Source organism: Paraburkholderia sediminicola (genome assembly GCF_046026855.1).
Lineage (GTDB): Bacteria > Pseudomonadota > Gammaproteobacteria > Burkholderiales > Burkholderiaceae > Paraburkholderia > Paraburkholderia sediminicola_A.
On the sequence record NZ_JAQQET010000029.1, the window covers coordinates 1 to 26,968 of the forward strand.

22 protein-coding genes are annotated in these 26,968 nt (G+C 61.2%); 12 read left to right on the plus strand and 10 right to left on the minus strand.

Annotation, left to right across the window (positions count from 1 at the left end; translation table 11 throughout):
* Positions 1-34: 34 nt before the first annotated feature.
* Entirely contained in the window at positions 35-241 is a 207-nt protein-coding gene (locus PQR40_RS27490; protein WP_074283352.1) for a dodecin, read from the minus strand.
* 171 nt (positions 242-412) lie between these two features.
* Here PQR40_RS27490 and PQR40_RS27495 point away from each other — a divergent pair, with 171 nt between their 5' ends.
* The 4 genes from PQR40_RS27495 (at position 413) to PQR40_RS27510 (ending at position 5,374) form a co-directional block, all read left to right on the plus strand.
* Complete coding sequence (locus PQR40_RS27495) at positions 413-1,420, plus strand: NAD(P)-dependent oxidoreductase (RefSeq protein WP_408510249.1); 1,008 nt, start codon at positions 413-415, stop codon at positions 1,418-1,420.
* A 146-nt stretch (positions 1,421-1,566) separates the two neighbouring features.
* Positions 1,567-3,159, plus strand: a complete 1,593-nt coding sequence (locus PQR40_RS27500) for an ABC-F family ATPase (protein ID WP_408335828.1) — start codon at positions 1,567-1,569, stop codon at positions 3,157-3,159.
* 297 nt (positions 3,160-3,456) lie between these two features.
* A complete protein-coding gene (locus PQR40_RS27505; protein WP_408510250.1) occupies positions 3,457-4,647 on the plus strand; it encodes an NAD(P)H-dependent flavin oxidoreductase in 1,191 nt (396 codons plus the stop codon).
* Between the two features lie 70 nt (positions 4,648-4,717).
* Complete coding sequence (locus tag PQR40_RS27510) at positions 4,718-5,374, plus strand: OmpW/AlkL family protein (RefSeq protein ID WP_408223407.1); 657 nt, start codon at positions 4,718-4,720, stop codon at positions 5,372-5,374.
* Between the two features lie 130 nt (positions 5,375-5,504).
* Here PQR40_RS27510 and PQR40_RS27515 read toward each other — a convergent pair whose 3' ends face one another.
* The 3 genes from PQR40_RS27515 to PQR40_RS27525 form a co-directional block, all read right to left on the minus strand.
* Positions 5,505-5,708 (minus strand): DUF1289 domain-containing protein, encoded by a 204-nt coding sequence (locus tag PQR40_RS27515; protein ID WP_408223405.1) that lies wholly within the window; start codon positions 5,706-5,708, stop codon positions 5,505-5,507.
* 144 nt (positions 5,709-5,852) lie between these two features.
* Positions 5,853-7,190, minus strand: coding sequence for a phospholipase A (locus tag PQR40_RS27520; RefSeq protein ID WP_408510251.1), 1,338 nt, complete (start codon positions 7,188-7,190; stop codon positions 5,853-5,855).
* Positions 7,191-7,336: 146 nt separating this feature from the next.
* A complete protein-coding gene (locus PQR40_RS27525) occupies positions 7,337-8,641 on the minus strand; it encodes an Nramp family divalent metal transporter (protein ID WP_408335820.1) in 1,305 nt (434 codons plus the stop codon).
* A gap of 509 nt (positions 8,642-9,150) precedes the next feature.
* On the opposite strand from PQR40_RS27525, the gene PQR40_RS27530 reads away from it, so the two are divergent.
* From PQR40_RS27530 to PQR40_RS27545, 4 genes are all read left to right on the plus strand, one after another.
* Positions 9,151-10,251, plus strand: a complete 1,101-nt coding sequence (locus PQR40_RS27530) for a polyamine ABC transporter substrate-binding protein (protein WP_408223399.1) — start codon at positions 9,151-9,153, stop codon at positions 10,249-10,251.
* A gap of 92 nt (positions 10,252-10,343) precedes the next feature.
* Positions 10,344-11,510: an ABC transporter ATP-binding protein gene (locus PQR40_RS27535; RefSeq protein ID WP_408335814.1), complete on the plus strand. Its 1,167-nt coding sequence runs from the start codon at positions 10,344-10,346 to the stop codon at positions 11,508-11,510.
* On the plus strand, positions 11,507-12,436 hold the full coding sequence (locus tag PQR40_RS27540) for an ABC transporter permease subunit (protein ID WP_408335811.1): 930 nt from the start codon (positions 11,507-11,509) through the stop codon (positions 12,434-12,436). Before PQR40_RS27535 ends, PQR40_RS27540 begins: the two co-directional genes overlap by 4 nt.
* Positions 12,436-13,254: an ABC transporter permease subunit gene (locus PQR40_RS27545; protein WP_408335808.1), complete on the plus strand. Its 819-nt coding sequence runs from the start codon at positions 12,436-12,438 to the stop codon at positions 13,252-13,254. The genes PQR40_RS27540 and PQR40_RS27545 overlap by 1 nt, the downstream gene beginning before the upstream one ends.
* Positions 13,255-14,097: 843 nt before the next feature.
* Here the strand turns inward: PQR40_RS27545 and PQR40_RS27550 are convergent.
* The gene (locus PQR40_RS27550) at positions 14,098-15,501 is read right to left on the minus strand and encodes a methyl-accepting chemotaxis protein (protein WP_408510252.1); all 1,404 of its coding nucleotides are present in this window, start codon (positions 15,499-15,501) and stop codon (positions 14,098-14,100) included.
* Here PQR40_RS27550 and PQR40_RS27555 point away from each other — a divergent pair.
* Positions 15,500-15,805, plus strand: a complete 306-nt coding sequence (locus PQR40_RS27555) for a hypothetical protein (RefSeq protein WP_408389136.1) — start codon at positions 15,500-15,502, stop codon at positions 15,803-15,805. The two genes, PQR40_RS27550 and PQR40_RS27555, sit on opposite strands and share 2 nt — an antisense overlap.
* A 130-nt stretch (positions 15,806-15,935) precedes the next feature.
* Here the strand turns inward: PQR40_RS27555 and PQR40_RS27560 are convergent, their stop codons facing one another.
* Positions 15,936-16,934, minus strand: a complete 999-nt coding sequence (locus PQR40_RS27560; protein WP_408389048.1) for an alpha/beta fold hydrolase — start codon at positions 16,932-16,934, stop codon at positions 15,936-15,938.
* A gap of 126 nt (positions 16,935-17,060) precedes the next feature.
* Positions 17,061-18,551 carry a flavin-containing monooxygenase gene (locus tag PQR40_RS27565; RefSeq protein ID WP_408510253.1) on the minus strand — a complete coding sequence of 497 codons (1,491 nt, stop codon included), beginning with the start codon at positions 18,549-18,551 and terminating at the stop codon, positions 17,061-17,063.
* Between the two features lie 146 nt (positions 18,552-18,697).
* On the opposite strand from PQR40_RS27565, the gene PQR40_RS27570 reads away from it, so the two are divergent.
* The gene (locus PQR40_RS27570; protein WP_408510254.1) at positions 18,698-19,387 is read left to right on the plus strand and encodes a TetR family transcriptional regulator; all 690 of its coding nucleotides are present in this window, start codon (positions 18,698-18,700) and stop codon (positions 19,385-19,387) included.
* A 105-nt stretch (positions 19,388-19,492) separates the two neighbouring features.
* On the opposite strand, the gene PQR40_RS27575 is transcribed toward PQR40_RS27570, so the two are convergent.
* From PQR40_RS27575 to PQR40_RS27585, 3 genes are all read right to left on the minus strand, one after another.
* The gene (locus PQR40_RS27575; protein WP_408389043.1) at positions 19,493-20,686 is read right to left on the minus strand and encodes a tetratricopeptide repeat protein; all 1,194 of its coding nucleotides are present in this window, start codon (positions 20,684-20,686) and stop codon (positions 19,493-19,495) included.
* Positions 20,687-20,771: 85 nt separating this feature from the next.
* Positions 20,772-21,452: a PspA/IM30 family protein gene (locus PQR40_RS27580; RefSeq protein ID WP_408203755.1), complete on the minus strand. Its 681-nt coding sequence runs from the start codon at positions 21,450-21,452 to the stop codon at positions 20,772-20,774.
* Between the two features lie 440 nt (positions 21,453-21,892).
* Positions 21,893-22,498 carry a hypothetical protein gene (locus PQR40_RS27585; RefSeq protein ID WP_408510255.1) on the minus strand — a complete coding sequence of 202 codons (606 nt, stop codon included), beginning with the start codon at positions 22,496-22,498 and terminating at the stop codon, positions 21,893-21,895.
* Between the two features lie 587 nt (positions 22,499-23,085).
* On the opposite strand from PQR40_RS27585, the gene PQR40_RS27590 reads away from it, so the two are divergent.
* Positions 23,086-25,587: a penicillin-binding protein 1A gene (locus tag PQR40_RS27590; RefSeq protein ID WP_408223379.1), complete on the plus strand. Its 2,502-nt coding sequence runs from the start codon at positions 23,086-23,088 to the stop codon at positions 25,585-25,587.
* 412 nt (positions 25,588-25,999) lie between these two features.
* Entirely contained in the window at positions 26,000-26,878 is an 879-nt protein-coding gene (locus PQR40_RS27595; RefSeq protein WP_445569077.1) for a lipid A biosynthesis lauroyl acyltransferase, read from the plus strand.
* The last annotated feature ends 90 nt before the right edge of the window (positions 26,879-26,968 follow it).

Sequence of the window (26,968 nt, forward strand, 5' to 3'; positions counted from 1 at the left end):
CAGATGATGTGTTGAATATGTCTCAGGCGAAGCGCTAGTCGATGCGCAGGCCGACCTTGATGGTCACTTGCCAGTAGGCGACCTTGTCGTTTTCGATCTGGCCCCGCGTTTCCGTTACCTCGAACCAATGCAAATTGCGCAGCGTCTTCGACGCTTTTGTAATTGCGGTGCTGATTGCGTCGTCGATCGATTTGGTCGATGAGCCGGTCAGTTCGATTTGCTTGTAGACGTGTTCTGACATGGACTTCCTCCTTTGATCTTCGTTGGTGTGAAAAAAGTATAGGCAATGGATTGCCGTTGACGTCGCTCGTATGGGTTAGTCATCTCGCACATCGCGTGCCCGATATGCGAGATGAGGCGAGGCCGTTATGATGTCCGCGCAACTCAATCTGAAACCTGATGAGGCTTGAAAGTGGAAATTGGTTTTTGCGGTCCTGGCCTGATGGGCGCGCCCATGATCCGGCATCTGCTGCGCGCGGGGCATACCGTGCATGTCTGGAATCGCACACGGGCCAAGGCGGAAGCGTTGTTGGCGGACGGTGCCAAGGTGGTCGATACACCGCGCGAACTGGCCTCGCGATGCGAGGCGGTGCTGCTGTGCGTCGCGGATGCGGCGGCGGTTGAAGAAACGGTGTTCGGTGCCGAGGGACTACTGAGTGTGGATGCCGTTGCGCCGAGACGCGTGCGCTGGATCGTCGATCACTCGAGCATTCCGCCGGCCGCGACGCGCGCGTTCGCGCAACGTGCGGCGCCGGTGGCTACGGCCGCGGTGGAAGGTGCGATTGCGGCTACGGGCGAGGGTGGGCCAGGGCGACAACCTAATGGCACAGGCACAGGCACAGGCACAGGCACAGGCACAGGCACAGGCACAGGCACCACAAACGTCGGCTGGATCGATGCACCGGTATCCGGTGGTGTAGCGGGCGCGACCGCAGGGACGCTCGCGATCATGGCCGGTGGCGCGGCAGTGGACGTCGAGGCGGTCACGCCGCTCCTCGGTGCGTATTCAGCCCGCGTCACGCATATGGGCGAGGTCGGTGCGGGGCAGACTACCAAGCTCTGCAATCAGACCATCGTCACCGCGACCGTGGCGGCGATCGCCGAGGCGGTGAGCCTGGCGCAACGCAGCGGCATCGACGCTTCCAAATTGACTGAAGGGCTCGCCGGCGGCTGGGCGGATTCCGTACTGCTGCAGATTTTCGTGCCGCGCATGACGCAAAGCGGCCTCACACCGATCGGCGCATTCCGTACGTTCCAGAAGGACGTCGACACGGTCGCCGCGACAGCGCACGAGACTGGCACGCCGATGCCGGTCTCGTCGACGGTCCAGCAACTGCTGCGACTCGGTGCGGCGATGGGGTTTGCAGAAGCCGATCTGTCGGCCTTCATCGACGTTTTGCAGACGCCGCGCGGCGGCTAGAAGGCGCCCTGAAGAAGTGAGCCGCGTGTGAACGCAGCGTGAAAGCGGCGTCAAAACGCGGGAGCACGGCGCGTGCGTGGGTTGAATTCGCGATAACCTGCTAAAATGTTAGGTTGTTCGCCGATATCACATTCAAAGGACGTGTCGTGCTGTCTACCGCCAATATCACCATGCAATTCGGGCCAAAGCCCCTCTTCGAGAATATCTCTGTCAAATTCGGGGGAGGGAACCGCTATGGCCTGATCGGTGCGAACGGTTGCGGCAAGTCGACCTTCATGAAGATTCTGGGTAGCGATCTGGAACCGAGCTCCGGCACCGTGATGCTCGAACCGAATGTGCGCCTCGGCAAGCTGCGCCAGGATCAGTTCGCGTACGAAGACGTGCGCGTGCTCGACGTCGTGATGATGGGCCACGCCGAAATGTGGGCCGCCATGAACGAGCGCGACGCGATCTACGCGAACCCCGACGCGACTGACGACGACTATATGCACGCCGCCGAACTCGAAGCGAAGTTCGCCGAGTACGACGGCTACACCGCCGAAGCGCGCGCGGGCGAACTGCTGCTCGGTATCGGCATCGCGATCGAAGACCACAACGGCCCGATGAGCAACGTCGCACCGGGCTGGAAACTGCGCGTGCTGCTCGCGCAGGCACTGTTCTCAAAGCCGGACGTGCTGCTGCTGGACGAGCCGACCAACAACCTGGACATCAACTCGATCCGTTGGCTGGAAGACGTGCTCAACCAGTACAACTCGACGATGATCATCATCTCGCACGATCGTCACTTTTTGAACCAGGTCTGCACGCACATGGCCGACATGGACTTCGGCACGCTGAAGGTCTATCCGGGCAATTACGACGACTACATGCTGGCTAGCACGCAGGCGCGCGAGCGTCAGCAGAACGCCAACGCCAAGGCGAAGGAACGCGTCGCCGACCTGCAGGACTTCGTGCGCCGCTTCTCGGCGAACAAGTCGAAGGCGCGCCAGGCTACCAGTCGTATGAAGATGATCGACAAGATCAAGATCGAGGAATTCAAGCCGTCGTCGCGGCAGAACCCGTTCATCCGTTTCGAATACGAGAAGAAGCTGCATAACATCGCGGTGGTGGCGGACAAGATCTCGAAGAAGTACGAGCGCTCGATCTTCAACGATTTCAGCATCAGCGTGCAGCCGGGTGAGCGTATCGCGATCATCGGCGAGAACGGCGCGGGTAAAACCACGCTGCTGCGCTCGCTGCTCGGCAAGCTTGCGCTCGATCACGGCACGGTGAAGTGGGCCGAAAATGCGAACATCGGTTACATGCCGCAGGATACGTACGAAGAGTTTCCGGACGACCTCACGCTGATGGACTGGATCGACGGCTACCGCCAGGAAGGCGACGACGAGCAGATGGTGCGCGGCACGCTCGGCCGTCTGCTGTTCAATGCCGACGACATCCGCAAGTCGGTCAAGGTGCTCTCCGGTGGTGAGAAGGGCCGCATGATCTGGGGCAAGCTGATGCTGGGCCGCCACAACGTGATGCTGATGGACGAGCCGACCAACCACATGGACATGGAATCGATCGAATCGCTGCAGATCGCGCTCGACAAGTACGAAGGCACGCTGATTTTCGTATCGCACGACCGTGAGTTTGTGAGCGGCCTCGCGAACCGGATCATCGAAGTGAAGACCAACGGCACGTTGAACGACTTCGGCGGCAACTACGAAGAGTTCCTGACGAGCCAGGGTGTGCAGTAAACGTTCCTCACTTCACGGTGTAGCGTAAAGCAAAAACAAAGCCCGCTTCTTCGAAGCGGGCTTTTTTCATGGGTGCGCGACTTCAATACCCGCTCTGGTTTGTCCGTCCGTTCGCCGCAGACCTGCAGACTCCCCGGTGCCGCAAGGAAAGAATCATAAATCTCACTGTGAAGTGACCAACATCAACTGGTCAGACTGAAAACCAAACCGGTCGACAGGTTCATTGACCCAAAGCAACCCAAGCTGCGCTCAACGATCGATTATCACCGTTTCGATAGTCTATCCATCGGGTCGTCAATGCACACCTCTCATTCTTTCCCGCCGCTCGTTATCCGTGGCCGCTCGCTGCTTCCGATCGTGCAAGGCGGCATGGGCGTCGGCATTTCGGCCCATCGGCTGGCAGGCAGCGTCGCCCGCGAGGGCGCACTCGGCACTATCGCCAGCATTGACCTGCGCCATCATCACCAGGATCTGATCGAACTCTGCCGGCAGTCCCCTGATCGGGCTACGCTCGAACAGGCGAACCTGACCGCACTGGCGCGTGAAATCCACGCCGCCAAAGTACTCAGCGACGGCCGCGGCATGATCGCCGTGAATGTGATGAAAGCCGTCAACGCGCAAGCAGATTACGTGCGCGTCGCCTGCGAAAACGGCGCCGATGCCATTGTCATGGGTGCGGGCCTGCCGCTCGATTTGCCTGACATGACCCAGGGCCACGACATCGCGCTGATCCCGATCCTGTCGGATAGCCGCGGCGTCGCGTTGGTGCTGAAGAAATGGATGAAAAAAGGCCGTTTGCCCGACGCCGTCGTGATCGAGCATCCGGCCCACGCAGGCGGCCATCTTGGCGTAACCAACATCGCCGATCTGCACGACCCGCGCTTCGATTTCCTGCGTGTGCTTGAGGAGCTCGAAGCGGTATTTACGTCGCTCGGTTTGAGCCACAAAGACGTGCCGCTGATCGTCGCGGGCGGCATCAATAGCCACGAAGCCGTGCGCGCGTTACTGACCGCCGGTGCCGGCGGTGTGCAACTCGGCACGCCGTTCGCCGTCACCGAAGAAGGCGATGCGCATCCCAACTTCAAGCGCGTGCTGGCCGAAGCGACGCCCGACGACATCGTCGAGTTCGTCAGCGTGACAGGGTTGCCCGCGCGCGCCGTCAAGACGCCGTGGCTGATGCGTTACTTGCGTCATGAAACGAGAATCCGCGAGAAGATTGGCGCGCTCAAACACGTTTGTCCGACCGCGCTCGAATGTCTCAGCGTCTGTGGATGGCGCGACGGTGTGGAGAAATTCGGCCACTTCTGTATCGATACGCGGCTTGCCGCGGCATTGCGCGGCGACGTGGCCAACGGCCTGTTCTTCCGTGGCCGCGAAGCCTTGCCGTTCGGCACGGCGATTCGCAGCGTTCACGATCTGATTGAACTGCTCCTGACCGGCGCGACGCGACCCGCTGTCGCAGGGCGATGGGCGTTCTCGCTTGGTTGATACGGGTCAACGTGAAGCCTGGCGAGACCTTCGACAATCCCCGCAGGCAAACAAACACTCGGGGAAGCACATGAAGCACTCGTTAAGGAACAGGATCAAGACCACCGCCATCGCCGCGTGCCTGCTATGCGCGGGCGCGCTGGCTCCGCAGGCGCAGGCTGCCGGCGAGGACCCGATGAACGGCATACACGCCGGCGACGTACTGGTGCGTCTGCGCGCAATCAGCATCATGCCGAACGTGGGGACCAACCAGTCGTTGTCGGCGCTCAACGTGGGCGTCAACAACGCCACCGTGCCGGAGCTGGATCTGACCTACATGATCCGCGATTACCTCGGCGTCGAGCTGATTCTCGGCACGTCGCGCCATCAATTGACTTCGAGTCTCGGTAGTCTTGGTGGTGTGAACGTGTTACCGCCCACGCTGCTGTTGCAATATCACTTCAACCACGCGGGGCGCATCCGTCCGTACGTCGGGGCAGGTTTGAACTACACGTTGTTCTACAACAACGGCCTGAACGCAGGCGGTCAGCCGATTTCGATCACCAACCACAGCTTTGGCCCCGCGTTGCAGGCCGGTGTGGACGTGCAGGTGACCAAGTCGCTGTTCGTCAACGCGGACATCAAGAAGATCTGGATGCATACCGACGCTTCGCTTGGCGGTCAGTCGCTCGGCCGGCTGAATATCGATCCGGTTGTGGTCGGTTTAGGTGTCGGTATGCGGTTCTGAATTCCGTACCTGAGAAACAGCGCTCACAACGAAAAACGCCGGGATGTCCGGCGTTTTTTTATTGCAATCCCAATAGGGAAAAGGGTTTTCCGGCAGCAGGGCCGATACGGGCGGCCGCGCAGCCGTGAGACTACAGTTTGTCGTTCCTGAAACGCATGGCAGTGCCGTCCTGCTCGATGCGTACCCATACGGCGCGCTTTTCTTCGTCGCTCAGAAACACCCAGTTGGACACTTCGGTGGCGGTGCGGCCGCAGCCTTTGCAGACCTCGTCGAAAAGCGTGGAACAGACACCGATACACGGGCTGTCAGGAAGATCGTGGAGATTCGAAGCCATCGGAAACCTTGGGGCGGAGAAGCGAAGTTCCGCTATGTTAACCGATGCGGCGATCGCGCCTCGGCGTTGCGCTTGCCGTGGCACAAATGCATGGTCGGTTGGCAGTATCCGTTGCCGACTTCGCCGCGATCTGAATCCTTTCCCTCAGCGCGCAATGCTGTACCCGATCCGCGCCATCCAGTGTTGCCGGTTGTTGTAGTCAAGCAGATCCTCGCCATAGCCGTTGAAATACCCCACCCAGATATAGCCGCCCCACTTGCTGCCGAGCAGCCTGGCGAGCGGATAGGTGAATTGCGAATCGATGCTGCCGTACCAGTGTTTGGTGCCTTTGCGCAGCGTGGTCGCGAGTTGCCAGCCGTCCGGGCTGCCGTATTTGACCAGCAGATCGACGTAGCCCCGATAGTCGGCGATATCAGGATTGTTGCTCGTGCCGAGGTAGTAATAGATTTTCGGCGAGATGGTCAGATGGTTGCCCGTCAGATCGCCGAATTCCCATGTCGGGCGGATAAAGGGCATGTTGATGCTGCGTGAGTCAGTGCCCGCCTTGCCGTTCGATTCATGCGCGATGCCCGCCGCAAAACCCATACGCGTGAAAAACGGGCTGTGCCATCCCGTGTCAGGCACGTAGTAGAACAGCTGCGGTGAGTAGGTGGTGTCACGGAACGGCCGCGAATCGGCGGACAGATCCCAGATCGAGGTCTGCGTGTAGGCAAAGTACAGGTTGTCGAGGAAAGCTTTCGAGCGCAGATCGTCCGGCATCAGGATGCGGTATTTGAAGCTCAATTGCAGCCGTGCGTTCGTGTCGCCATTGTGGCCGGCAGCGAAGTACATCGGCTCGTAGTAGGAGACGTGCGAGAGCACACCGCGTCCGGTCGTCGAGAGCGAATCGCCGGGAGGCGACATTGCGTCGCCCGTTGGACCACCGACTGCCGCGGCCGTTTCGGCGGCCTGTGCCGGCGTGCTTGCCTGGCTTTCCGCCTGTTCTGCCTGGGCGACGGCGTCCTGTTGCGGCCCGCGATTGATCGCGACGAGCGCCGGCGACGCGTCGAAGCCCACCGGATCGATCCGCACTTCGCCGCGTGCCGACTGCGGCCAGGGCGCCGAGAAACGCACCTTGCGGAACTGTCCCGGCCGCAGATGCAGCGTGTCGGGCACGCCCGGCTCGCGCTGCAGGTCGAGCGGCTGCGGCGACTGTTCGGCGCCGTTCACGGTTACGCGGATAGTCGGCGGGACGGTGATGGTGAGGGCCCTGGCGTCGTCGGCGGAGTAGAGCAGCGTGATTTGCAACGGCTCGTTAGCCGCAGCGACGCGCGCGGGTTGCAGCATCGCGACCGTTGCACGGGCCTCACCTGGGAAGGAGGCGAAGGCGGCGACGGCGACGAACGTGGACAGGAGCGAGGCGCATGAAATGCGCGGGATGGCGTGGTGACTTTGAGGCGATGTGTTGGGGGCGAGGCGGGCAAGCGAAGCGTGAAAGCGCATGGGCTGTCGTCCAGAGAGCAGAAGCGCGAGCGAGACGGCCAGCAGGGGCGTCGAGCGGCATCGCTTATTATCGGAAATTACTCAGAGAATACTTACAAACCGGCTTCATCCGCAAACTGAATGCAAGGAGCAGCCGGAAAACCGCCTCATCCACCGAACGCCAACTGCCACAACAGCGCGCCGTTGAGCATGACGATGAACGCAGCCGAGAGCCACGCCAGCGCGAGTGGCACGCCGCGCACATGCCAGCCGCGCATCAGGCTGGCGTCCGACGTATAGCGGATCAGCGGCACGACCGCGAGCGGCAATTGCAGGCTCAGCACCACCTGGCTTGCCACCAGCAGTTGATTGGAACCGTGCTGGCCGAACAGTGCCACCGCAAGGAGTGCCGGCCCGATCGCCAGCGCCCGGGTGAGCAGCGCGCGTTTCCAGCGCGGCAGGCGCAGGCGCAGAAATCCTTCCATCACCGCCTGACCGGCCAGCGTGCCCGTGACGGTCGCGCTCAGGCCGCATGCGAGCAGCGCCGCCGCAAACAGGATGCCGGCCCAATGCGTGCCGACGAGCGGCGCGATCAGACGGTGGGCGTCGGCGAGATCGGTGACGTCGCGATGGCCGCTCGCGTAAAACACCGCCGCCGCCACGATTAGCAGCGCCGCGTTGATGACGAAGGCAAATGACAGCGAGCCGAAGGTGTCCAGATTCACAACGTGCAACGCGGCCTTGATCTCGGCGTCGCTGCCTTCCGGCGCATGGTGCTTGACGAGCGCGGAGTGCAGATACAGGTTGTGCGGCATCACTGTCGCACCGACAATGCCCGCCGCCAGCCACACCATGCCCACGTTGCGCAGCAGGTCGAGGCTCGGCGCGGTGCCGGCCAGCGCGGCATGCCAGTCGGGCCGCGCCAGCGCCAGCTCGATCACGAAGCACAGCCCGACAAAGCCGATCAGCGCCGCGATCACTGCCTCGAGCTTGCGGCCGCCTTTCTGCTGGAGCGCCAGCAGCGCGAAGGTGCAGACAGCCGACATCAGCACGCCGACCGTCAGCGAGACACCGAGCAGCAATTGCAATGCGACGGCGCTGCCGACCACCTCGGCGACGTCGCACGCAATGATCGCGACCTCGCTGGTCAGCCACAGGAAGAGGGTGACGCGGCGGCTCGAGCGTTCACGGCAGACCTGCGCCAGGTCTCGGCCGGTGACGACGCCCAGCCGCGACGACAGCCACTGCAGCAGCATCGCCATCAGGCTCGCCAGCAGCACGATGCTTAGCAACTGATAACCGTAGCCCGCGCCGGCGCCGAGTGCTGTCGCCCAGTTGCCCGGGTCGATATAGCCGACCGCGATCAGCGCCCCGGCGCCGACGAACGAAAACCAGTGTGCCGGGCGCGCCGGCCCGTCTCCGGGTAGACGCCGGCGGCTGTTGGGTCGCAACGCGGACGGATTCGTGTTCATCGATGCCTGCAGGTTTAAGACTGCGCCCGCTTGCAAGCGACGTGCCCGCAGCGGATCCGGCACGCGACGCAGTGAGGCCAAAGCACGCCTGCATGATTCGCGCCGCGCCGTCTTCGAGTCTTTCAGAGCTATTGTGCACCGTGGCGCGACGAGTGGCTTACGGTCGCATCGAAGCTTAGCCGTACGGCATAAAATTCGCGAAAAATAGCCTCCTGCTCCCGCCCCGATGCGAACCGGCTGCGGCGAGACCGGTGCAACTTGACAACGGGATAACGGCAAGGCCGCCACTGGTGTTTTTTTCGGGTAGACAGGCGCCGATAACCCGCTAAAATTGCGCCCATTTTGTAGCGGCACGGCTTACGCTGTACCGTTTGCGCGACAGCCCGGCGTTTTTTTGGGTGCGCGCAATAATTAATGGTAGTTTTCGGGTTTTTCAGGGGAGCCGCGTGCGGTGTGCTGCGGCATGAGTGAAGACGATCGGCTCGGACCGGTCAGGATCGGAGAACGGGATGAAAAGACGGGTAGTGGGGCAGGTGGCGGCGCTGGTCTTGTGCGCAACGCCGTGGTTGACGGCCGCTGCAAAAGATACGCAGCTGAACGTATATAACTGGTCCGATTACATCGCCAAGGACACTATTCCGAACTTTGCCAAGCAGACGGGCGTCCAGGTCAAATACGACAACTACGATAGCGACGACACGCTGCAAGCCAAGCTCCTCACCGGCAATTCCGGCTACGACATCGTCGTGCCGACCAGCAATTACGCCGGCAAGCAGATCGCCGCCGGCATCTTCGCGCCGCTCGACAAATCGAAGCTGCCGAACCTGAAGTACCTCGATCCGTCGCTGATGGCCCTCGTGGCGGGCGCCGATCCGGGCAACAAGTACACGGTACCCTGGGCATACGGCACGACCGGCCTCGGCTACAACGTCACCAAGGCGCAGCAGCTCCTCGGCAAGAACGTGCCGCTCGACAGTTGGGACGTCCTCTTCAAGCCGGAAAACATTTCGAAGCTGAAAGCCTGCGGCGTGTCCGTGCTCGACGCGCCGGACCAGATGTTCGCCGCCGCGCTGCATTACATCGGCCGCGATCCGATGAGCACGAACCCGGCCGACTACCGCGCCGCGCTCGAGATGATGAAGAAGATCCGCCCGTACATCACGCAGTTCAATTCGTCGGGCTACATCAACGATCTGGTCGGCGGCGACGTGTGCTTCGCGTACGGCTGGTCGGGCGACGTCGTGATCGCCAAGCATCGCACGGCCGAAGCGAAAAAGCCGTACAAGGTCGAGTACTACATTCCGAAGGGCGGTGCGCCGGTTTGGTTCGACGTGATGGCGATTCCGAAGGACGCGAAGAACAAGGAAGCCGCGCTCGAGTGGATCAACTACATCGAAACGCCGCAGGTTCACGCCGCGATTACCAACGCTGTCTACTACCCGAGTGCCAACGTCGAAGCGCGCAAGTATGTGGATAAGGACGTGGCGAACGATCCGGCCGTGTACCCGTCGCCCGAAGTCATCAAGACGCTGTTCCTGCTGAAGCCGCTGCCGCCGGAAATCCAGCGGCTGCAAACGCGGCTGTGGACTGAATTCAAGTCCGGCCGCTGATCCGCGGCCAGAGTGAATGGGTATGGTTCAACATGAAGCCCTCGGTGCCCACCGGGGGCTTTGTTCGTCAAACGCCGGAGTAAAGCATTGTGATGAGTAGTGATCAGTCGGGCGCGCTGGCCGGGGACGCCGTACCGTCCCCGGGTCTGAACGTCGAAGTGGACGACGCAGGAGCGAATTTCGTCCAGATCGTCGACATCGTGAAGAAGTTCGGCGAGACCGTAGCGGTCAAAGGGGTCAACCTGTCGGTGAAAAAGGGCGAGCTGTTCGCGCTGCTCGGCAGTTCCGGCTGTGGTAAATCGACCTTGTTGCGCATGCTGGCCGGCCTCGAATCGATCACGTCGGGCAAGATATTGATCGACGGCGAAGACCTCGCGCAATTGCCGCCTTATCGCCGGCCGGTCAACATGATGTTCCAGTCGTACGCGCTGTTTCCGCACATGACGGTCGAGGCCAACGTCGCCTTCGGCCTGAAGCAGGAAGGCGTGCCGAAGGCGGAACTGAAAGACCGCGTGCAGACTGCGCTCGATCTCGTGCAGATGGGCCGCTTTGCGAAGCGCAAGCCTCATCAGCTCTCCGGCGGCCAGCAGCAGCGTGTGGCGCTCGCGCGCTCGCTCGTCAAGCGGCCGAAGCTGTTGTTGCTCGACGAGCCGATGTCCGCGCTCGACAAGCAGATCCGCCAGCGCACGCAGATCGAACTGGTCAACATTCTCGACAGGGTCGGCGTGACCTGCATGATGGTGACGCACGACCAGGAAGAGGCCATGACCATGGCGGACCGCCTCGCGGTGATGAGCGAAGGCGAGATCATCCAGCTCGGCACGCCACACGAAGTGTACGAATATCCGAACAGCCGCTTTTCGGCCGAGTTCATCGGCTCGACCAATCTGTTCGACGGCAACGTCGTTGAAGACGAACCTGATCACGTGTTCATCGAAACGTCCGATCTGCCGGTGCGTCTGTACGTGAGCCACGGCATTACCGGGCCGCTCGGCATGCCGGTGACGATCTCGGTGCGGCCCGAGCGCATCGCGCTCACGCGCAAGCCGCCTGAAGGTGCGTACAACTGGGGCAAGGGTGTCGTCACGAATATCGCATACATGGGCGGCTATTCGCTGTATCACGTGAAGCTCGACGCCGGCAAAACGGTGATCGCCAACGTAACGAGCCTGGCGTTGACGGAGATCGATCCGCCCACCTGGGGCGACGAAGTATATGTGCGCTGGAGCGCATCGGCCGGCGTGGTACTGACCTCATGAAGCGCTCGATCAGTTCTCTCGCGTCGTGGCCGGTGCGCCGTTTCAATCTGACCGGCCGCACCGCGGTGGTGGCCGGGCCGTTCATCTGGCTGCTGCTGTTTTTCCTCGTGCCGTTCCTGCTGGTCGTGAAGATCAGCTTCGCGGATTTGCAGCTTGGCATTCCGCCCTATACGGAACTCACCACGTACACAGATGGTGTGATTCACGTCGCGCTGGACCTGTCGCATTACGCGTTTCTGTTGACCGACAGCCTGTACTTCGCGACTTATGTGAATTCGGTGGTGGTCGCGGGCATCTCCACGTTGCTGTGTTTGCTGATCGGTTATCCGATGGCGTACTACATTGCGCGATCGAATCCGGCGAGCCGCAATCTGCTGATGATGGCTGTGATGCTGCCGTTCTGGACGTCGTTTCTGATTCGCGTGTATGCATGGATCGGCATCCTGAAGAACAATGGTTTGCTGAACAATTTCCTGATGTCGATCGGGCTGATCCATACGCCGATCGAGCTTTATCACACGAACGCCGCGGTTTATATCGGCATGGTGTATTCGTATCTGCCGTTCCTCGTGATGCCGCTGTATGCGCATCTGGTGAAGATGGACATGACTCTGCTGGAAGCCGCTTATGACCTTGGCGCGAAGCCGTGGCGGGCGTTCTGGCAGATCACCTTGCCGTTGTCGAAGAACGGCATCATTGCCGGTTGTTTGCTGGTGTTCATTCCGGCGGTAGGCGAGTACGTGATTCCGGAATTGCTGGGTGGCGCGAACACGCTGATGATCGGCCGCGTGATGTGGAATGAGTTCTTCGACAATGCCGATTGGCCGATGGCGTCTGCCGTGACGTGCGCGATGGTGTTGTTGTTATTGGTGCCGATGGCGTTTTTCCAGTATGCGCAGGCGAAGGCGATGGAGGAAAGGCGCTGATGAAGCCGAACCGGATTTTGCAGTTCATTGCCTTGGGGATCGGGTTTCTGTTTCTCTACATTCCGATCGTGAGTCTGATTGTGTATTCGTTCAACGAATCGCAACTGGTCACAGTATGGACGCGGTTTTCTACACGCTGGTATGCGGCGTTGTTGCAGGACGATGAGCTGATCGCGGCTGCGTGGTTGTCGTTGCGCGTGGCGTTGCTGACGGCGTTTGCTTCGGTGATTATCGGTACATGGGCCGGGTTTGTTTTGGCCCGCATGGGGCGGTTTCGTGGTTTTACCCTCTACACCGGGATGATCAATGCGCCGCTGGTGATTCCCGAGGTGATTCAGGGGATCTCGTTGCTGCTGTTGTTCATCGAAATGGCCAAGTGGTTGGGATGGCCCGCCGGGCGTGGCATTTTCACGATCTGGATCGGGCACGTGATGTTGTGTATTTCTTACGTGGCCATCATCGTGCAGTCACGTGTGAAGGAGTTGCATCCTTCGCTTGAGGAAGCCGCGCTGGATCTTGGGGCCACGCCGCTTAGGGTGTTTTTCTTCATTACGTTGCCGTTGATTTCGCAGGCTCTGGTTTCTGGGTGGCTGTTGTCGTTTACCTTGTCGATCGACGATCTGGTTTTGTCGGCGTTTTTGTCCGGACCTGGGTCGACGACACTGCCGCTGGTTGTTTTCTCTCGCGTTCGGCTTGGGTTGAATCCTGAGATGAATGCGTTGGCTACGCTTTTTATTGCTGTTGTTACTGTTGGTGTTGTGGTTGCTAATTATTTTATGCAGCGGGCGGAGAGGAAGAGGGCTGTGATGGCGGTGTAAGTGGGGTTTTTGCCTTCGCGGCGCTTGTTTGTCTGTTTGTCTGTGGTGTTGGTATTTTGGTGATCTGGGTTCTTTGGCCTTTCCTTGCTTTCTTGGTGGTCTATTAGCGTCGCCCCTGTGCGGGGCGGGCACTTACTTCTCTTTGCCTGCCGCAAAGAGAAGTAAGCAAGAGAAAGCGGCTCAAACCGCTAATTCTTAAGCGGGTCCCCCGGCTTGGAGGGGGCAGTGGCGCATCTGGAATCCGTGCCCTCGCACCTTCAACCGTAGTGACAAAGCACTCATCAGCGCCCACTCCGCACTGCGTGCGTCGTGGATGGGTATACCTGGGAAACCCGGGGCTTCGTTGGGCGGCGGCGGGGCCATCGGCTTCGCCTCGGCGAAATGCCGGATGAAGCGTGGGCGCGAAAACACAGCAATCGGTTTTGAGACTTGGGGCTTCGTTGGGTGGCGGCGGGGCCATCGGCTTCGCCTCGGGGAAATGCCGGATGAAGCGTGGGTACGAAAACACAGCAATCGGTTTTCAGAAGTGCGCGTCGGCGCGCGCAGCGCCGCCGGAAGGATGACTGCCTTGTCACGAACGTGGAGTGTGCGAGGGCACAGATTCCAGATGCGTCACTACCCCCTCCAAGCCAGGGGACCTGCTTATGAGCTAGCGGTTTGAGCTGCTTTCTTTTGCCTACTTTTCTTTGCAGCAGGCAAAGAAAAGTAGGTGCCTGCCCCGCACAGGGGCGACGCTAATAGACCATTAAGAAAGCAAGGAAAGGCCAAAGAACCCAGATCACCGAAATACAAACGCCGCAGGCAAACAGACAAACAAGCGCCGCACAGGCAAAAAAGAAAACCTCAAACCTTATATCCAATCCGAACCCCACCCCAATGCCTGCCGGCAACAAACACAGGCGCTGACGCGTCCTTCATCAAAACAAACTGCCTACCACCCATATCTCGACGATAAGTCTGCAACAGAAACTTCTTGGTATGCGACGCAGCCGCAATCCCGGTGCGATCGTCGAACATTCGCCGGTTCCGGCAATTAGCCGTATTCCAGACCACATCCTCGCGTTGCTGCAAAGAAAACTTCAGATTGTGAGTCGGAAGATAACCACGCACATCGACGGCGGCGCAGAACGCCACGCGCGGATCGAGCCCGAGTAACGGCTCCTGAATAGCGGGCAAAACCCGATCAGTAAAAGCAGTAAACCGGGTAACGAACTGAGCCGGATTGCTTCCTGCAACGGGCAAATAATGCTGATCGAACAGATCCTCAATCGACACCTCGCCCCGAGCGACAGCAGTTTCGAATAGCTTGCACACCGCAGCCGCGGCCTGCTGCACGGCTTCGATAAACGGCGTATCCGTCGTCTCGACCCCCGTTGCCGCAGTCAACTCGATCAACGTCTCGGACACACCGAGCAAATTCCCCAACCGGTTCTTCGCCTGCGCGAAGTTTTCGCTGGAATCCTCGACGCCGCTCGCCATTTCCAGCACCTGCGCTTCGAGTCCGTTGCATTGGGTTTCGATCTCGCCAGTCAACGTGGCGATCTGCCCAGCCTCGTCGTTGAGCTGCGTGATCGCATCGCCCGTCGCATGCACGACGTCGCCGATCTTGCGGGTGCCTTCGCGTACCCGATGTGCGCGCGCCGTGTTCACCGAACCCTCGTTGATCAACTGCTCGGTCTGCCGGGTGAGTTGCGCGAGCGTGGTCTCGATCTGGCCAGTCGCCTGGGCCGTCTTCGCCGACAGGTTCTTTACCTCGGCGGCCACCACCGCGAAACTCTTGCCGGAGTCGCCGGCGCGCGCGGCTTCGATCGCGGCGTTCAGCGCCAGCAAATGCGTCTGGCGGGCGATCAGCGAAATTTCCTCGGAGACGCGGCTCACATGCGCCAATGCGCTGCGTAACGCGCCAATCTGGCTCTCGATCACCGTCACGCCTTCCACCAGTCCGTGGATGTCGGCGAGCGACGCCTCTAGCGTCTGCTGCGACGCCCGCACACCAGTCGCGGCCTCGGCCGACACGCTACGCATTTCGCGTGCGGCAGTGGCAATGCGATGATTGCCCGCGAGCGTCTGTGCGGCAGACTCGCGCAGTGCGCGGCAAACCTGCGCCTGGCGCTGCACGCGCGCGGCAACTTCCTCGACGTGACCCGATACGTCGCAGATTTCAATTCCCAGTTTGCCGGCTTGCGCGGCAATATCGCCAACGACCGTTTGTGAACGGCCGGCCCGGCGAAAGCTGAAACGCGTCATGCTGGTCTCCATGATGGCGCGGTTGGCGCAGTCAATTGGCGTGATCACCCACTGTGGATGTCGCGTCTTCTCGACACGTTTACGGCAAGCTTGCCAGGGACTTGATACGGAGTATCCCCCAGCCAGTCGTTATCATGTGCGTTCAGCCTGCAACTTCGCAGCCATTCTTTTCTGCCACCGGCAATCCATGATCGACTCTTTCGCGCGCGTTTCGGGCTGGCAACAGCTCTATCACCTGTGGGAGCTGATCGTGATGCTCTGCAAGTTTCTCTGGAGCTTGCTGCGCCTGCTAGGGGGAGGGTGAGGATGCCGGGATGAGGTGTCTGAAGCGCGTGCGCTGGGAAGAAGTGCTACGAGGAAGTGCTACGAGGACGTGCTGGAAGGACGCGCGCCGCGTGCGCGCGTACAGGTGAATCAGCTGGAAAAAGCCAGGGTCAGCCGGGCGCGCTGCGCGTACCCTCGACAACGGGAGCATTCGAGGCACCCATGGTGCTCGCGCCGAGAAACGCCTGCAGATCGGCCATCACGCGCTCAGGCGCTTCTTCCATCGGAATGTGACCGAGCCCCGGGTACATCACCGATTTCGCACCAGGAATGCGGCTCGCAAATTCGGCTGCGTGTGCAGTCGGAATCCAGCGATCCTTCGCACCCCACAGGACCAGCGACGGTACGTTCAGCGTCTTCAATACGTCGGTATCGACGTCCTTGAAGTCGAGCGTCGGCACCATCTTGCCGATCGCCTCACGCGTGCCCTCGCCGTGGAAGAATTCGACGTAACGTCGCAGCGTCACCGCATCGATCTTGCGCGGATCGCCATACACGTTGCGCACTGCGCTCTTGATAATGACTTCGGGCAGCCACCAGGGCGAACTGACCCGCACCAGTGCGCTATTGAAGAGGCCGATATAAATCGGCAGTTTCATCGGGAAACCGGCCGAGTCGATCAAGACGAGCCGTTCGACGGCCTCGCGATGGCGTACCGCGTAATCCCACGAAATCAGGCCGCCGAGCGAGTTGCCGATCAGCGTCGCGCGCGAAATGCCGAGCGCCTGCATGAACGTATCGATGAAACGCCGGTAGGTCGGCAGATTCATCGTCTCGATTTCACCGGAACTCGAGCGCAACGGTCCGGTCACGCCGAAGGGCGGTAGATCGAGACGAATCACGCGATGCTCGCGCTTGAGCTCGTCGGCGACGCGATTCCACGTATGCAACGAAGACGCGAAACCGTGAATCATCACGATCGTGTCGCCGCTGCCTTCATCGACGTAGTGCACGTCGGCGCCCATAATCTTGACGAATTTCGAACCACTTTGTGTGTAGCGCCGCTGCAATTCGGCACGCGGCACGCTGGTGATGCCGAGGCGCGCGGCGAGCGAGCGGGGCGGTAGTGGCGCTGTTGATGCGGGCGTCGCGGATTCGATGCTTGCCATGGTTGTTGTCTCCCTTTAATTCGAGTTAGATCGTCTCTGCTCAGCCTCAGCCTCAGCCTCAGCCTCAGCCTCAGCCTCAGCCTCAGCACCGCATCGCGTGCGGCCCCTCGGCCGCCGCACGCCACTCTAAGGCGCGAAGTGATAATCGTGCGGCCGCACACGCCGCGTGCGTTTGCGAAAGCTAAATGTGAAGCCTGGCCACAGCGCAGTGACCTTACCGCTCTTCGTCTGATACCAGCTATGGCAACCGCTGACCCACACGGAGTGCTGCATTTCCTTCTGCAGACGCTGATTGAAATCGCGCTGGACGTCGGGCCGCAAGTTCATCGTGCGCGCCTTGCGTCGGCGCAATACGCGCAGGCAATCGGCGATATACCGCACTTGTGACTCGATCATGTAGATCATCGAGTTGTGACCCAGCCCGGTGTTCGGGCCGACGATCATGAAGAAGTTCGGGAAGTTGGCGACGCTGGTGCCGAGGTAGGCCTCCGGCCCATCGCGTAGCCACATCGCGCCGAGATCGGCGCCGTCGAGGCCGGTCACGTCGAACGGCGCGCCCACGTCATTCACCTGAAAGCCCGTGCCGCAGATAATCGTATCGGCCTGATGATGCGTGCCGTCGTCGGTGACGATGCCGTCGGCGACGATTTCGCGGATGCCGGTCGTCACCACGTCGACGTTCGGCTGGCCGAGCGCAGGAAAGTAATCGCTCGATAGCAGCACGCGCTTGCAACCGAGCCGGTAGTTCGGCGTCAGCTTGGTACGCAGTGCGGGGTCCTTGACGCGCCGTTCGAGGTAGCTCATGCCGAATTTCATCGGCAACTTCATTAGCTTTGGATTGACGACGAACGCAATCGCACGCGATTCGAGCTGCCAGTAGATCGCATTGCGCACGAAGCGCTGCGTAAACGGCAAATGCCGGAATAGCCAATGCGCACGCGGACCGATCGGCTTGTCGGGCTTGGGCATGATCCACGGCGCGGTGCGCTGGAACAGTTCGAGTTGCGCGACGCGCGGCTGGATCCGCGGCACGAACTGGATCGCGCTGGCGCCGGTGCCGATCACCGCGACGCGCTTGCCCTCGAGCGGATAGTCATGGTCCCAGCGCGCCGAATGAAACAGCTTGCCTTCGAAACGATCGAGCCCCTGGATTTGCGGCATGGCCGGGCGCGACAGCGGACCGCTCGCCGCGATCACTACATCGGCCTCGATGGTTTCGCGTGCGCCGTTCGAATCGATTTCGACTTGCCACGTTTGCCGCGCTTGATCGAAACGCGTTGCGGCCACGCTCGCATTGCAGCGCACATAGCGATCAACGCCGTATTTGCGCGCGCAATGCTTGAGGTAAGCGAAGATCTCCGCCTGGCCGCCGAACGCACGCGACCACGCCGGATTCGGCTCGAATGAAAACGAATACAGATGCGACGGCACATCGCAGGCCGCACCGGGATAGGTGTTGTCGCGCCACGTGCCGCCGATATCGCCGGCGGCCTCGTAAATCGTGAACGACGTGATGCCCATCTGCAGGAGGCGGATCGCCATGCCGATGCCCGCAAATCCGCTGCCGACAATGGCGATGCGTGGCGTGGCGGGTTGGGCAGACGGGGCAGGCGTCACGAGGGGTCTCCGGGGGCAGGCAAAATTCGGGTGTCTACATATGTCTACACCAGCATAACGCGCAGAGTAGACAACTGTACACTTCGCGTCAAGATCGTTTAGAGTACGACTATTAAACGCACGAGCCAGGCTCTGACTGAAAGCTCATGAAACTTGTACCCGAAGCGGCGTCCGCCGCCGACCATGGCGCTTTTTCCGGGCAGGATCTCCCGCCAGGCAAGCGCAAGCTGATCGAAGCCGCGTTGCGTCTGACCGCGGGCGGGCGTAGCTTTGCAAGCTTGGGCCTGCGCGAACTGGCGCGCGAGGCGGGGCTGAATCCCAACACGTTCTACCGTCATTTCGACACGCTCGACGACCTGGCGCGCGAGGCAGTCGAATCGGTGAGCCGCCGCCTGCGGCCGATGTTGCGGCGCGAGCGCTGGCTGGCCGCGCACGACGAGCCGCAGAGCGTGCCGCGTCGCGCGTGCATGGCGTTCTTTGCGTTTGCATTGGAGAACCGTGAGGCGTTTCTGAGCGCGCTGGTGGAGTATCACGGCACGTCGCCGGCGCTGCGTGAAGCGGTGCGGGCGAACCTTCACGAGGTGTCGGCGGAAATGGCGGACGACGTCGTGCAACTGGAACTGATGCCGACGCTCGCCCGCGCAACCGTCGACGAAGTCTGCACGCAGATCGTGTTGCAGCTGTTTCATTTGTCGGCGGAGTACATCGATGGGGATGCCGCGCGCCGGGAAGCGCTGGTCGCGTACGCGGAGCGTTTCATCGTCCGGCTGTTCGCGGGTTCGGTACTGCTGGCGCAGCATGAGCCGGTGAGGGCGCCAGCGTCAGCGGGGGCTTAAAAAGGGCGCTGGCATAAAAAAACAGGCTCCGTGCAGGAGCCTGTTTTCGTTGCAGCCTGATTGGTTAGCGTTTGCTTGACTGCATCTCAAGCAGCGCCGTGTTTCTCAGGTATCGCTCCAGCCGCCGGAATCGTCGTTGCTGCCCAGGTCGACGCCACCGCCGCTGTTGTCGCTCCAGTCATTCGAGCCCTGGCCGAAGTCGAGGCCGCCGCCATTACCGCCGTCACCGCCTCGGCGACGCGTTTCATCATCGACAATCACGTCGCGCTCCACGACGCGTTCACGCCCGGAATTCAGCGCCTCGCCGAGCAGCACGCCAGTCAGCAGACCACCCATGCCGCCGCCGAAACCGCCACCACCTTGCTGCACGATGACCTGCGGCTGCTGTTGATACGGTCCTTGCTGCGGATACGGCGCTTGCGGCGGGTTGCCGAAACGCTCGGCTTCCTGTGCATACGGCGACTGTTGCGTGCCGGCGGCAGGCGCGGCATAGGGATCGGGCCGCCCGTCGGCACGGGCGCGCATGCTGCCAATGCGCTGCTCCAGTTCGTCGAGCTGATACGGCGGCACGGGATTCTTGCCGTTCGACAAGGTTTCGACCACACCGCGCAATTGGTCTTCGGTCGATTCGACTTCCTTCTCGAGCGCCTCATGACCTTGTGCGGTGGAGAGCTTCACGTCGAGTTTCAATGAGCGCACGGCGTTGAGCATCTCGGTCGCGCGCTTGAGCTGCACGCGACGATCGTCGTCGGCACGCGAATCGTCTTGCGTGCGGGCACGGCGCAATGTCCAGCGCAACACCAGCGCGATCACACCGATCAGGAGGATGATGCCGACCCACATGCCCATGCCGGGGCCATGCCGTTGCGGCGCTTGCGATACCATCGCCGACTGTTGCTGCACCGCCGGCGAATTCTGCTGCACGAACGGGTTGGCCGCGCGGCTCGTGGTGTTGCCGCCGGCGGCACCGGCACGTTCCGCGTTCTTGCGGATACGCGCTTCGGTTTGCGCGAAACGGGTCGGGTCGGTGAAGCGGATTTGCGGGTCGAGCGTCTTGGCCTGTTGCACCTGGGCGAGGGCGTCGGCATAACGGCCTTCGCGATCGAGCACCTGGCTGTACAGGTAGTGCGCGCGCGCGTTGTTCGGATGCGCCTGCAGCACTTCGCTCAAACCGGCATCGGCCTGTTGCCAGTTGCCTTGCGACATGGCGGATTCGATCTGCTGAACCGTCGGCAGAGCGAACGCCGCGGCCGACACGAACATTAGTGAGGCGAATGCGCTTGCGAGAAATTTTTTCATTTACGGACCGGGTGCGAGGCACCCGTCTCCTTCAGTCGATTCCTGCTGCACTCGTAACGGCAGCCGGTATTTACTGCTGACGCAATTACTGAGCCGGCGTGTTGATCTGCTTCTTCAATGCTTCGAGACGATCTTCGACGGACGGCCCGCGGTTAAGATCCGAGAGCTTGTCGTCGAGCGCCTTGCCGCTCTTCACGTCGGCCGAATTCAGGCGCGCGTCCGAACGGGCATTCGACAACGCAACCTTGTCTTCCAGCTTCTGGAAGTCTTCGGACAGATTCTTGCCGCCGATACCGCCCAACGCCGTGGCTGCAACATCTTTAGCCTGAGCGATCTGCTGTTTGGCTTGCAGAATGTTCGAGCGCGCGTTCAGGTCGTTACGACGGCCACGCATGTCGTCGATCTGGCTCTTCAGTTGCGCAACCGACGGCTCCAGCGTGGTCAGCTCCTTGGCCAGCGCATCGCGCTCGGCTTCGGCTGTGGCTTGCGCGCCGAGGGCTTCACGTGCGAGTGCTTCGTCGCCGGATTGCAGGGCGCGCTTCGCGCCGTCTTCGTACTTCTTCGCCTTGTCGGCTGCAACATCGCGCTTGCTTTGCTGCGTGGCGACCTGCGCCTGAATCTCGATCAGCGAGTTCTCGGCTTTAGCGATGCTCTCGTCGAGTTCGCGCACGATCTGGCGCGAATCGCGCGACGGGTCTTGCACGGAATCGGCTGCGTCGTTAAGGAGACCTTTAAGCGTGCGCGAAATGCTGTCAAAAAGCGACATGAAAACCTCCAAAGAATGAAATCGGTGCTGAATAAACCTACGCGCTTTAACTGCTTTCCAATGCTACTTTACGCCGCTGCGCGCAAAGCTGCGCAGCGTTCGGACCGGAGTTCGGGGCGCACACGCCAATTGCAATAGCGGCGCCGTAAATTTACGGTTTTGAAACGAATTGCAAACAGCCTGAAAACGCGCGGCGTGTCATTCAGCCGCTCGCGGATATTACACCACGCATTCTCTTAAAACCGCCTTAAAGGGCACGATGACGTAATCGCCAACTTTACGCACGGCGGGCAGGGCGTGACGACGTAATCGCCAACTCTGCGCGTGGCCGGTGTCGTGGATGTGAATAGGCGTGGCGCGTGCGCGGCGTGCCCGCGCTTCTTCACCCGCAACACGTCGATGCGTGATGGGTCGCGTCGTTTGACCGTGCCACTTTCGATTCAGGCGAAGCGGCCGCCTTCCGTGCTCGGATCGCTGCCCGGATCGTCTTCGTCGCGCGCGGCGTCGAGACGCGGACGCTTGAGCACGGTGCGCAACGGCGTTTCCACGTCGGCCGGGTTCTGCGCTGAGCCCGCAATCGATGCCGCCTTGGCCGCAGCGACGCGCCCCACGGCTTCGGCGGCTTCTATTTCCTCGTCTGTCGCGGTAAGCGCGGCCAATACGCCGGCCGGCAGCAACGGTGCCGGGCTTCCACCCGCGGGTGTGCCCAACAATTCATCCGCATGCGCTGCGGCCGCGCCTGCTGCCGGCGCAGCGGATTCGTTGTTGCCGTGGGTCTGCAAGGCCGCCGGAAGCGCCGCCCGTGCATGGCGTGTGCCGCGCGCAACGCGCTGCAGCGCCGCGTCGAGCGCGTCCGGTGCGCGTGGTGCATTCAACCGGTCGACAATGCTGGCCGCTTTCACCTGCTCGCTGGTCGCGCCGAAGCTCAACACCGCACGCCGCATCAGTTCGCTGACGCTAATACCCAGTTCTTCGGCGGTGGCGGCGATCGCGCGTTTCTGCGCGGTCGTGACGAATACGACGATGCGTTCGCTGGGCTTGTTCATGGTCGGCTCGCATACTTGTTGGCATTGGCGGTTCAAGGCGTGTATTTGGCGTACGCCGTCGCGCGCGTCGGTAACGACTCGCGCGCCGAGTCCATCATATGACGAGTTGCACCGATGCGGAACGGGCGCGACATGAAAATCCCGTGACATCAATGAGTTGTAGCGCTTCCGGCGGCCTTGTCCACAGGCCTTTCAACATTTTCTGTTGATAACCGCCCGCAGGCGGCACCAGACGCTTGTATGACTGACGCGATCTGCCGCCGGGACGCCGCGCGAAGGGAATTCTTACAAAAAAACTGTCTTGGACGGCGCTTGATTTCTTTAAAATGCGCTGTTACGTTGCGCCGGACGATGTCCCAGGCGTGCCGTGCGGCTGCCCGGGGGCGTAGGGCCGCGCGGTGTTTTGCGCCTCATGCAGTCCGTTTGCTATTGTCGTGTGTTCTGCCGCCTGATCTGCCGTTGCTGTGAGCCTTGGGCTACTGTCGGGCCTGGCGTGCGGCAACGGCGCTCGCGCTACGACCACGATCCATGCACACGCCAGGAGCGTGTGCAGAAAGGCGTTCAGTTACGCGCCCACTATTCCAGTCATGCCAATCATCAAACGACCGCATTCTTCAAATTCTCCGGCTGGTGAAGACCGGGACTCCTACCACCGCACTCCAGGACGCAATGCTGCTTCGCGCGACGGGGAGGCCGGCCGCCGTTCGATCGGTGCGACCATCGCCATCTGGTTTGTCAGTCTGCTGGCGACTATCGCCGTGGTGGGCGCGCTGATTGCCGGTTACGCGCTCGTGGTGATGGGGCCGCAACTGCCGTCGCTCGACGCGCTGACCGACTATCGCCCGAAGGTGCCGTTGCGGGTCTACACCGCGGATCATGTGCTGATCGGCGAGTTCGGCGAAGAGCGGCGTAGCATCGTGCGCTTCCAGGACATTCCGGACCAGATGAAGAAGGCGGTGCTCGCGATCGAAGACTATCGCTTCTACGAGCACGGCGGCGTCGACTTCGTCGGCATTCTGCGTGCGGGTGTTTCCGACATCATGCACGGCGGCGCCTCGCAGGGTGCGAGCACGATCACGATGCAGGTGGCGCGCAACTTCTTCCTCTCGAGCGAGAAGACCTACACGCGCAAGATCTACGAAATGATGCTGGCGTACAAGATCGAGCGCGCGCTGACCAAGGATCAGATCCTTGAGGTCTACATGAACCAGATTTATCTGGGAGAGCGTTCGTACGGTTTTGCCGCGGCCGCACGCGTGTATTTCGGCAAGGATCTGAAAGACATCACGCTGGCCGAAGCCGCGATGCTGGCGGGCTTGCCCAAGGCGCCGTCCGCGTATAACCCGGTGGTCAATCCGAAGCGTGCGAAGATCCGTCAGGAATACATTCTGAAGCGCATGCTCGAGCTGAAATACATCACCCAGGACCAGTACGATCAGGCCATCAAGGAAGAGATTCACACCAAGAATCCGGGCAACGAATACAGCGTGCATGCTGAGTACATCGCCGAAATGGTTCGCCAGATGATGTACGCGCAGTACAAGGACGAAACCTATACGCGCGGCCTGAACGTCACTACCACGATCGATTCCGCCGATCAGGACGCCGCCTATCGCGCGGTGCGCAAGGGCGTGATGGACTATGAGCGGCGCCACGGCTATCGCGGGCCGGAAGGCTTCGTGCAACTGCCCGCACCGGGCGACGACCGCGATCAGGCTATCGACGACGCACTCACCGATCACCCCGACAACGGTGAAATCATCGCCGGCGTGGTGACAGACGCGAATCCGAAGCAGGTGAAGGCGCAACTGGTCGACGGCACCGACGTGACGATCAGTGGCGACGGCCTGCGCTTTGCAGCCGGCGCGCTGAGCGCGCGTGCAGCCGCGGCCACGAAGATCAAGCCGGGCTCGATCGTGCGCCTCGTCGCCGACGACAAAGGTAACTGGCAGATCACGCAGCTTCCGCAAGTAGAAGGCGCGCTGGTTTCGCTGACACCGCAGGACGGCGCGATTCGCGCACTGGTGGGCGGCTTCGACTTCAACAAGAACAAGTTCAACCACATCACGCAGGCGTGGCGTCAGCCGGGTTCGAGCTTTAAGCCGTTCATCTATTCGGCGGCGCTCGACAAGGGTCTCGGACCGGCCACGATCATCAACGACGCGCCGCTGTACTTCCCGCCGAGCACACCGGGCGGTGATGCGTGGGAGCCGAAGGACGACGACCAGCCGGACGGTCCGATGCCGTTGCGCCTCGCGTTGCAGAAGTCGAAGAACCTGGTGTCGATCCGCATCCTGTCGTTCATCGGCACCAAGTACGCGCAAGATTTCGTGACGCAGCGTTTTGGTTTCGACGCCGACAAGACCCCGCCGTATCTGCCCATGGCGCTCGGCGCGGGCCTCGTCACGCCGTTGCAATCGGCGGGCGCATACTCGGTGTTCGCGAACGGCGGCTACCGCATCAATCCGTATCTGATCAATGAAGTTACCGACGCGCGCGGTGAGCCGCTCTCGAAAGCGCAACCCCTGACGGCGGGCCAGGACGCGCCGCGTACGCTCGAACCGCGTAACGCGTACATCATGAACAGCCTGCTGCATTCGGTGGCCACGGCCGGCACGGGCGCGGGCACCAACGTGCTGCATCGTTCGGACTTGCAGGGCAAGACGGGTACGACCAACGACGCAAAGGACGGCTGGTTCGCCGGTTATCAGCAATCGCTGGTTGCGGTGGCGTGGATGGGTTACGACCAGCCGAAGAGTCTCGGTAGCCGTGAGTTCGGTGCACAACTCGCGTTGCCGATCTGGGTCGAGTACATGCAGCGCGCGCTGCGCGGTGTGCCGCAGAGCGAACCGGCGCAGCCTGACGGCGTGACTTCGGTCGACGGCGAACTGTTCTATACGGACATGACGCCGGGCAATGGTTTCGTGGCCAGCATCGGTCTCGATTCGGCGAATCCGACCGCCGGTGCGAGCGATGCGGTCGGCGGTGTGGGGCCTGCGGGTATGACGCCGCCGGCGGTGCCTCCGCCGAATGTCTCGTCGAACGAAAAGAAGCAGATCATGGATTTGTTCGAGACGAACAAGCCTTGATGCCCCCAAGGATGACTTCCTTCGGGGAGTCGCCTGGGGGCGTAGCGAGTGCGTGCAGCTGCGCGGGCCGCACACGCAAGTGTTTTTGAACGGGCAGGGCGATCGTTGCCTGGCGAGGATTTTGTCGCGCCACGGAGGCAGGCCCTTTCAGCAGTTTTTGTGCCTGCCCTCCGCAGTGTGTTTTAATCACGTCTACGGTGCTTTTATATTGGGTCCTATACGGACGCTCGATTCCTAAGCGGTTTCGGCCTCCAGCACCGCTGCGTTTCGCCGCGAGCGAGATGCCCATCCTCAAAAGTCGCGCCGCGCGAGACCCGTTTAACGCGCGCGCATGCCACTTCCACCCGTGGGCAACTGCCAGGTTGTCGCGGCTGGAGTGTTTGTCACTCAGCATCCACCGGGTCGTTGCCTCGTGAAAAGTCGAATACTCATCTGTCTGATGACAGGTCTGCTACGCGCGTTTGCTTTCCTGCCATATGGTGTTGTCGCGCGCATCGGCACCGGCATCGGTGCATTACTGTACCGGATTCCTAGCGCGCGCCGGCGCGTCGTGCATACCAATCTGAAACTGTGTTTCCCCGACATGAGCGACGAAGCGCGCGAGCGTCTCGCGCGCGCGCATTTCTGTCATGTGATCCGCAGTTATGTCGAGCGCGGCCCGCAATGGTTCGGCAATGCGCAGGCGCTGGCACGCCTTGTCGAAGTGGAGAGCGCGATCGACCTTACCGACATGGAGGGTAAGCCGACGATTTTTGTGGGCTTCCATTTTGTCGGTATCGAGGCGGGTTGCATGATGTATTCGACGCGGCATCCGGTTGCTTCGCTGTATACGCCGATGTCGAATCTGTTGCTCGATGCGATGGCCAAGCGGCAGCGCGGGCGCTTCGGTACGGAGATGATTCCGCGTAGCGATAGTGTGCGGCGAGCGTTGCGTGTTTTGCGTGGCGGCAAGCCGGTGATGCTGGCTGCGGATATGGATTTTGGGCTGCGGGATTCGGTGTTTGTGCCGTTTTTTGGTGTGCCGGCTTGTACGCTGACGTCTGTTTCGCGGATGGCGAAGGCTGGGAATGCGCGGGTGGTGCCGTTTGTGACTGAAGTCTTGCCGGACTATCGCGGCTATAAGCTGACTATTTTTGACGCGTTAGCTGATTTTCCTTCGGATGATGTTTCTGTCGATGCACGACGGATCACTGAATTCCTCGAGACGCAGGTGCGGCGGATTCCTGATCAATATTATTGGGTGCATAAGAGGTTTAAGAATCGGCCTGTCGGGGAGGCTGGGGTTTATTGACGGTTTTTTTTGCGCGTGGCGGCTGGGTGGGGTTTTGTCTTTTTGCCTTTTGCCTTTTGCGGCGCGGTTTGTCGTCTGTATACCTACGGT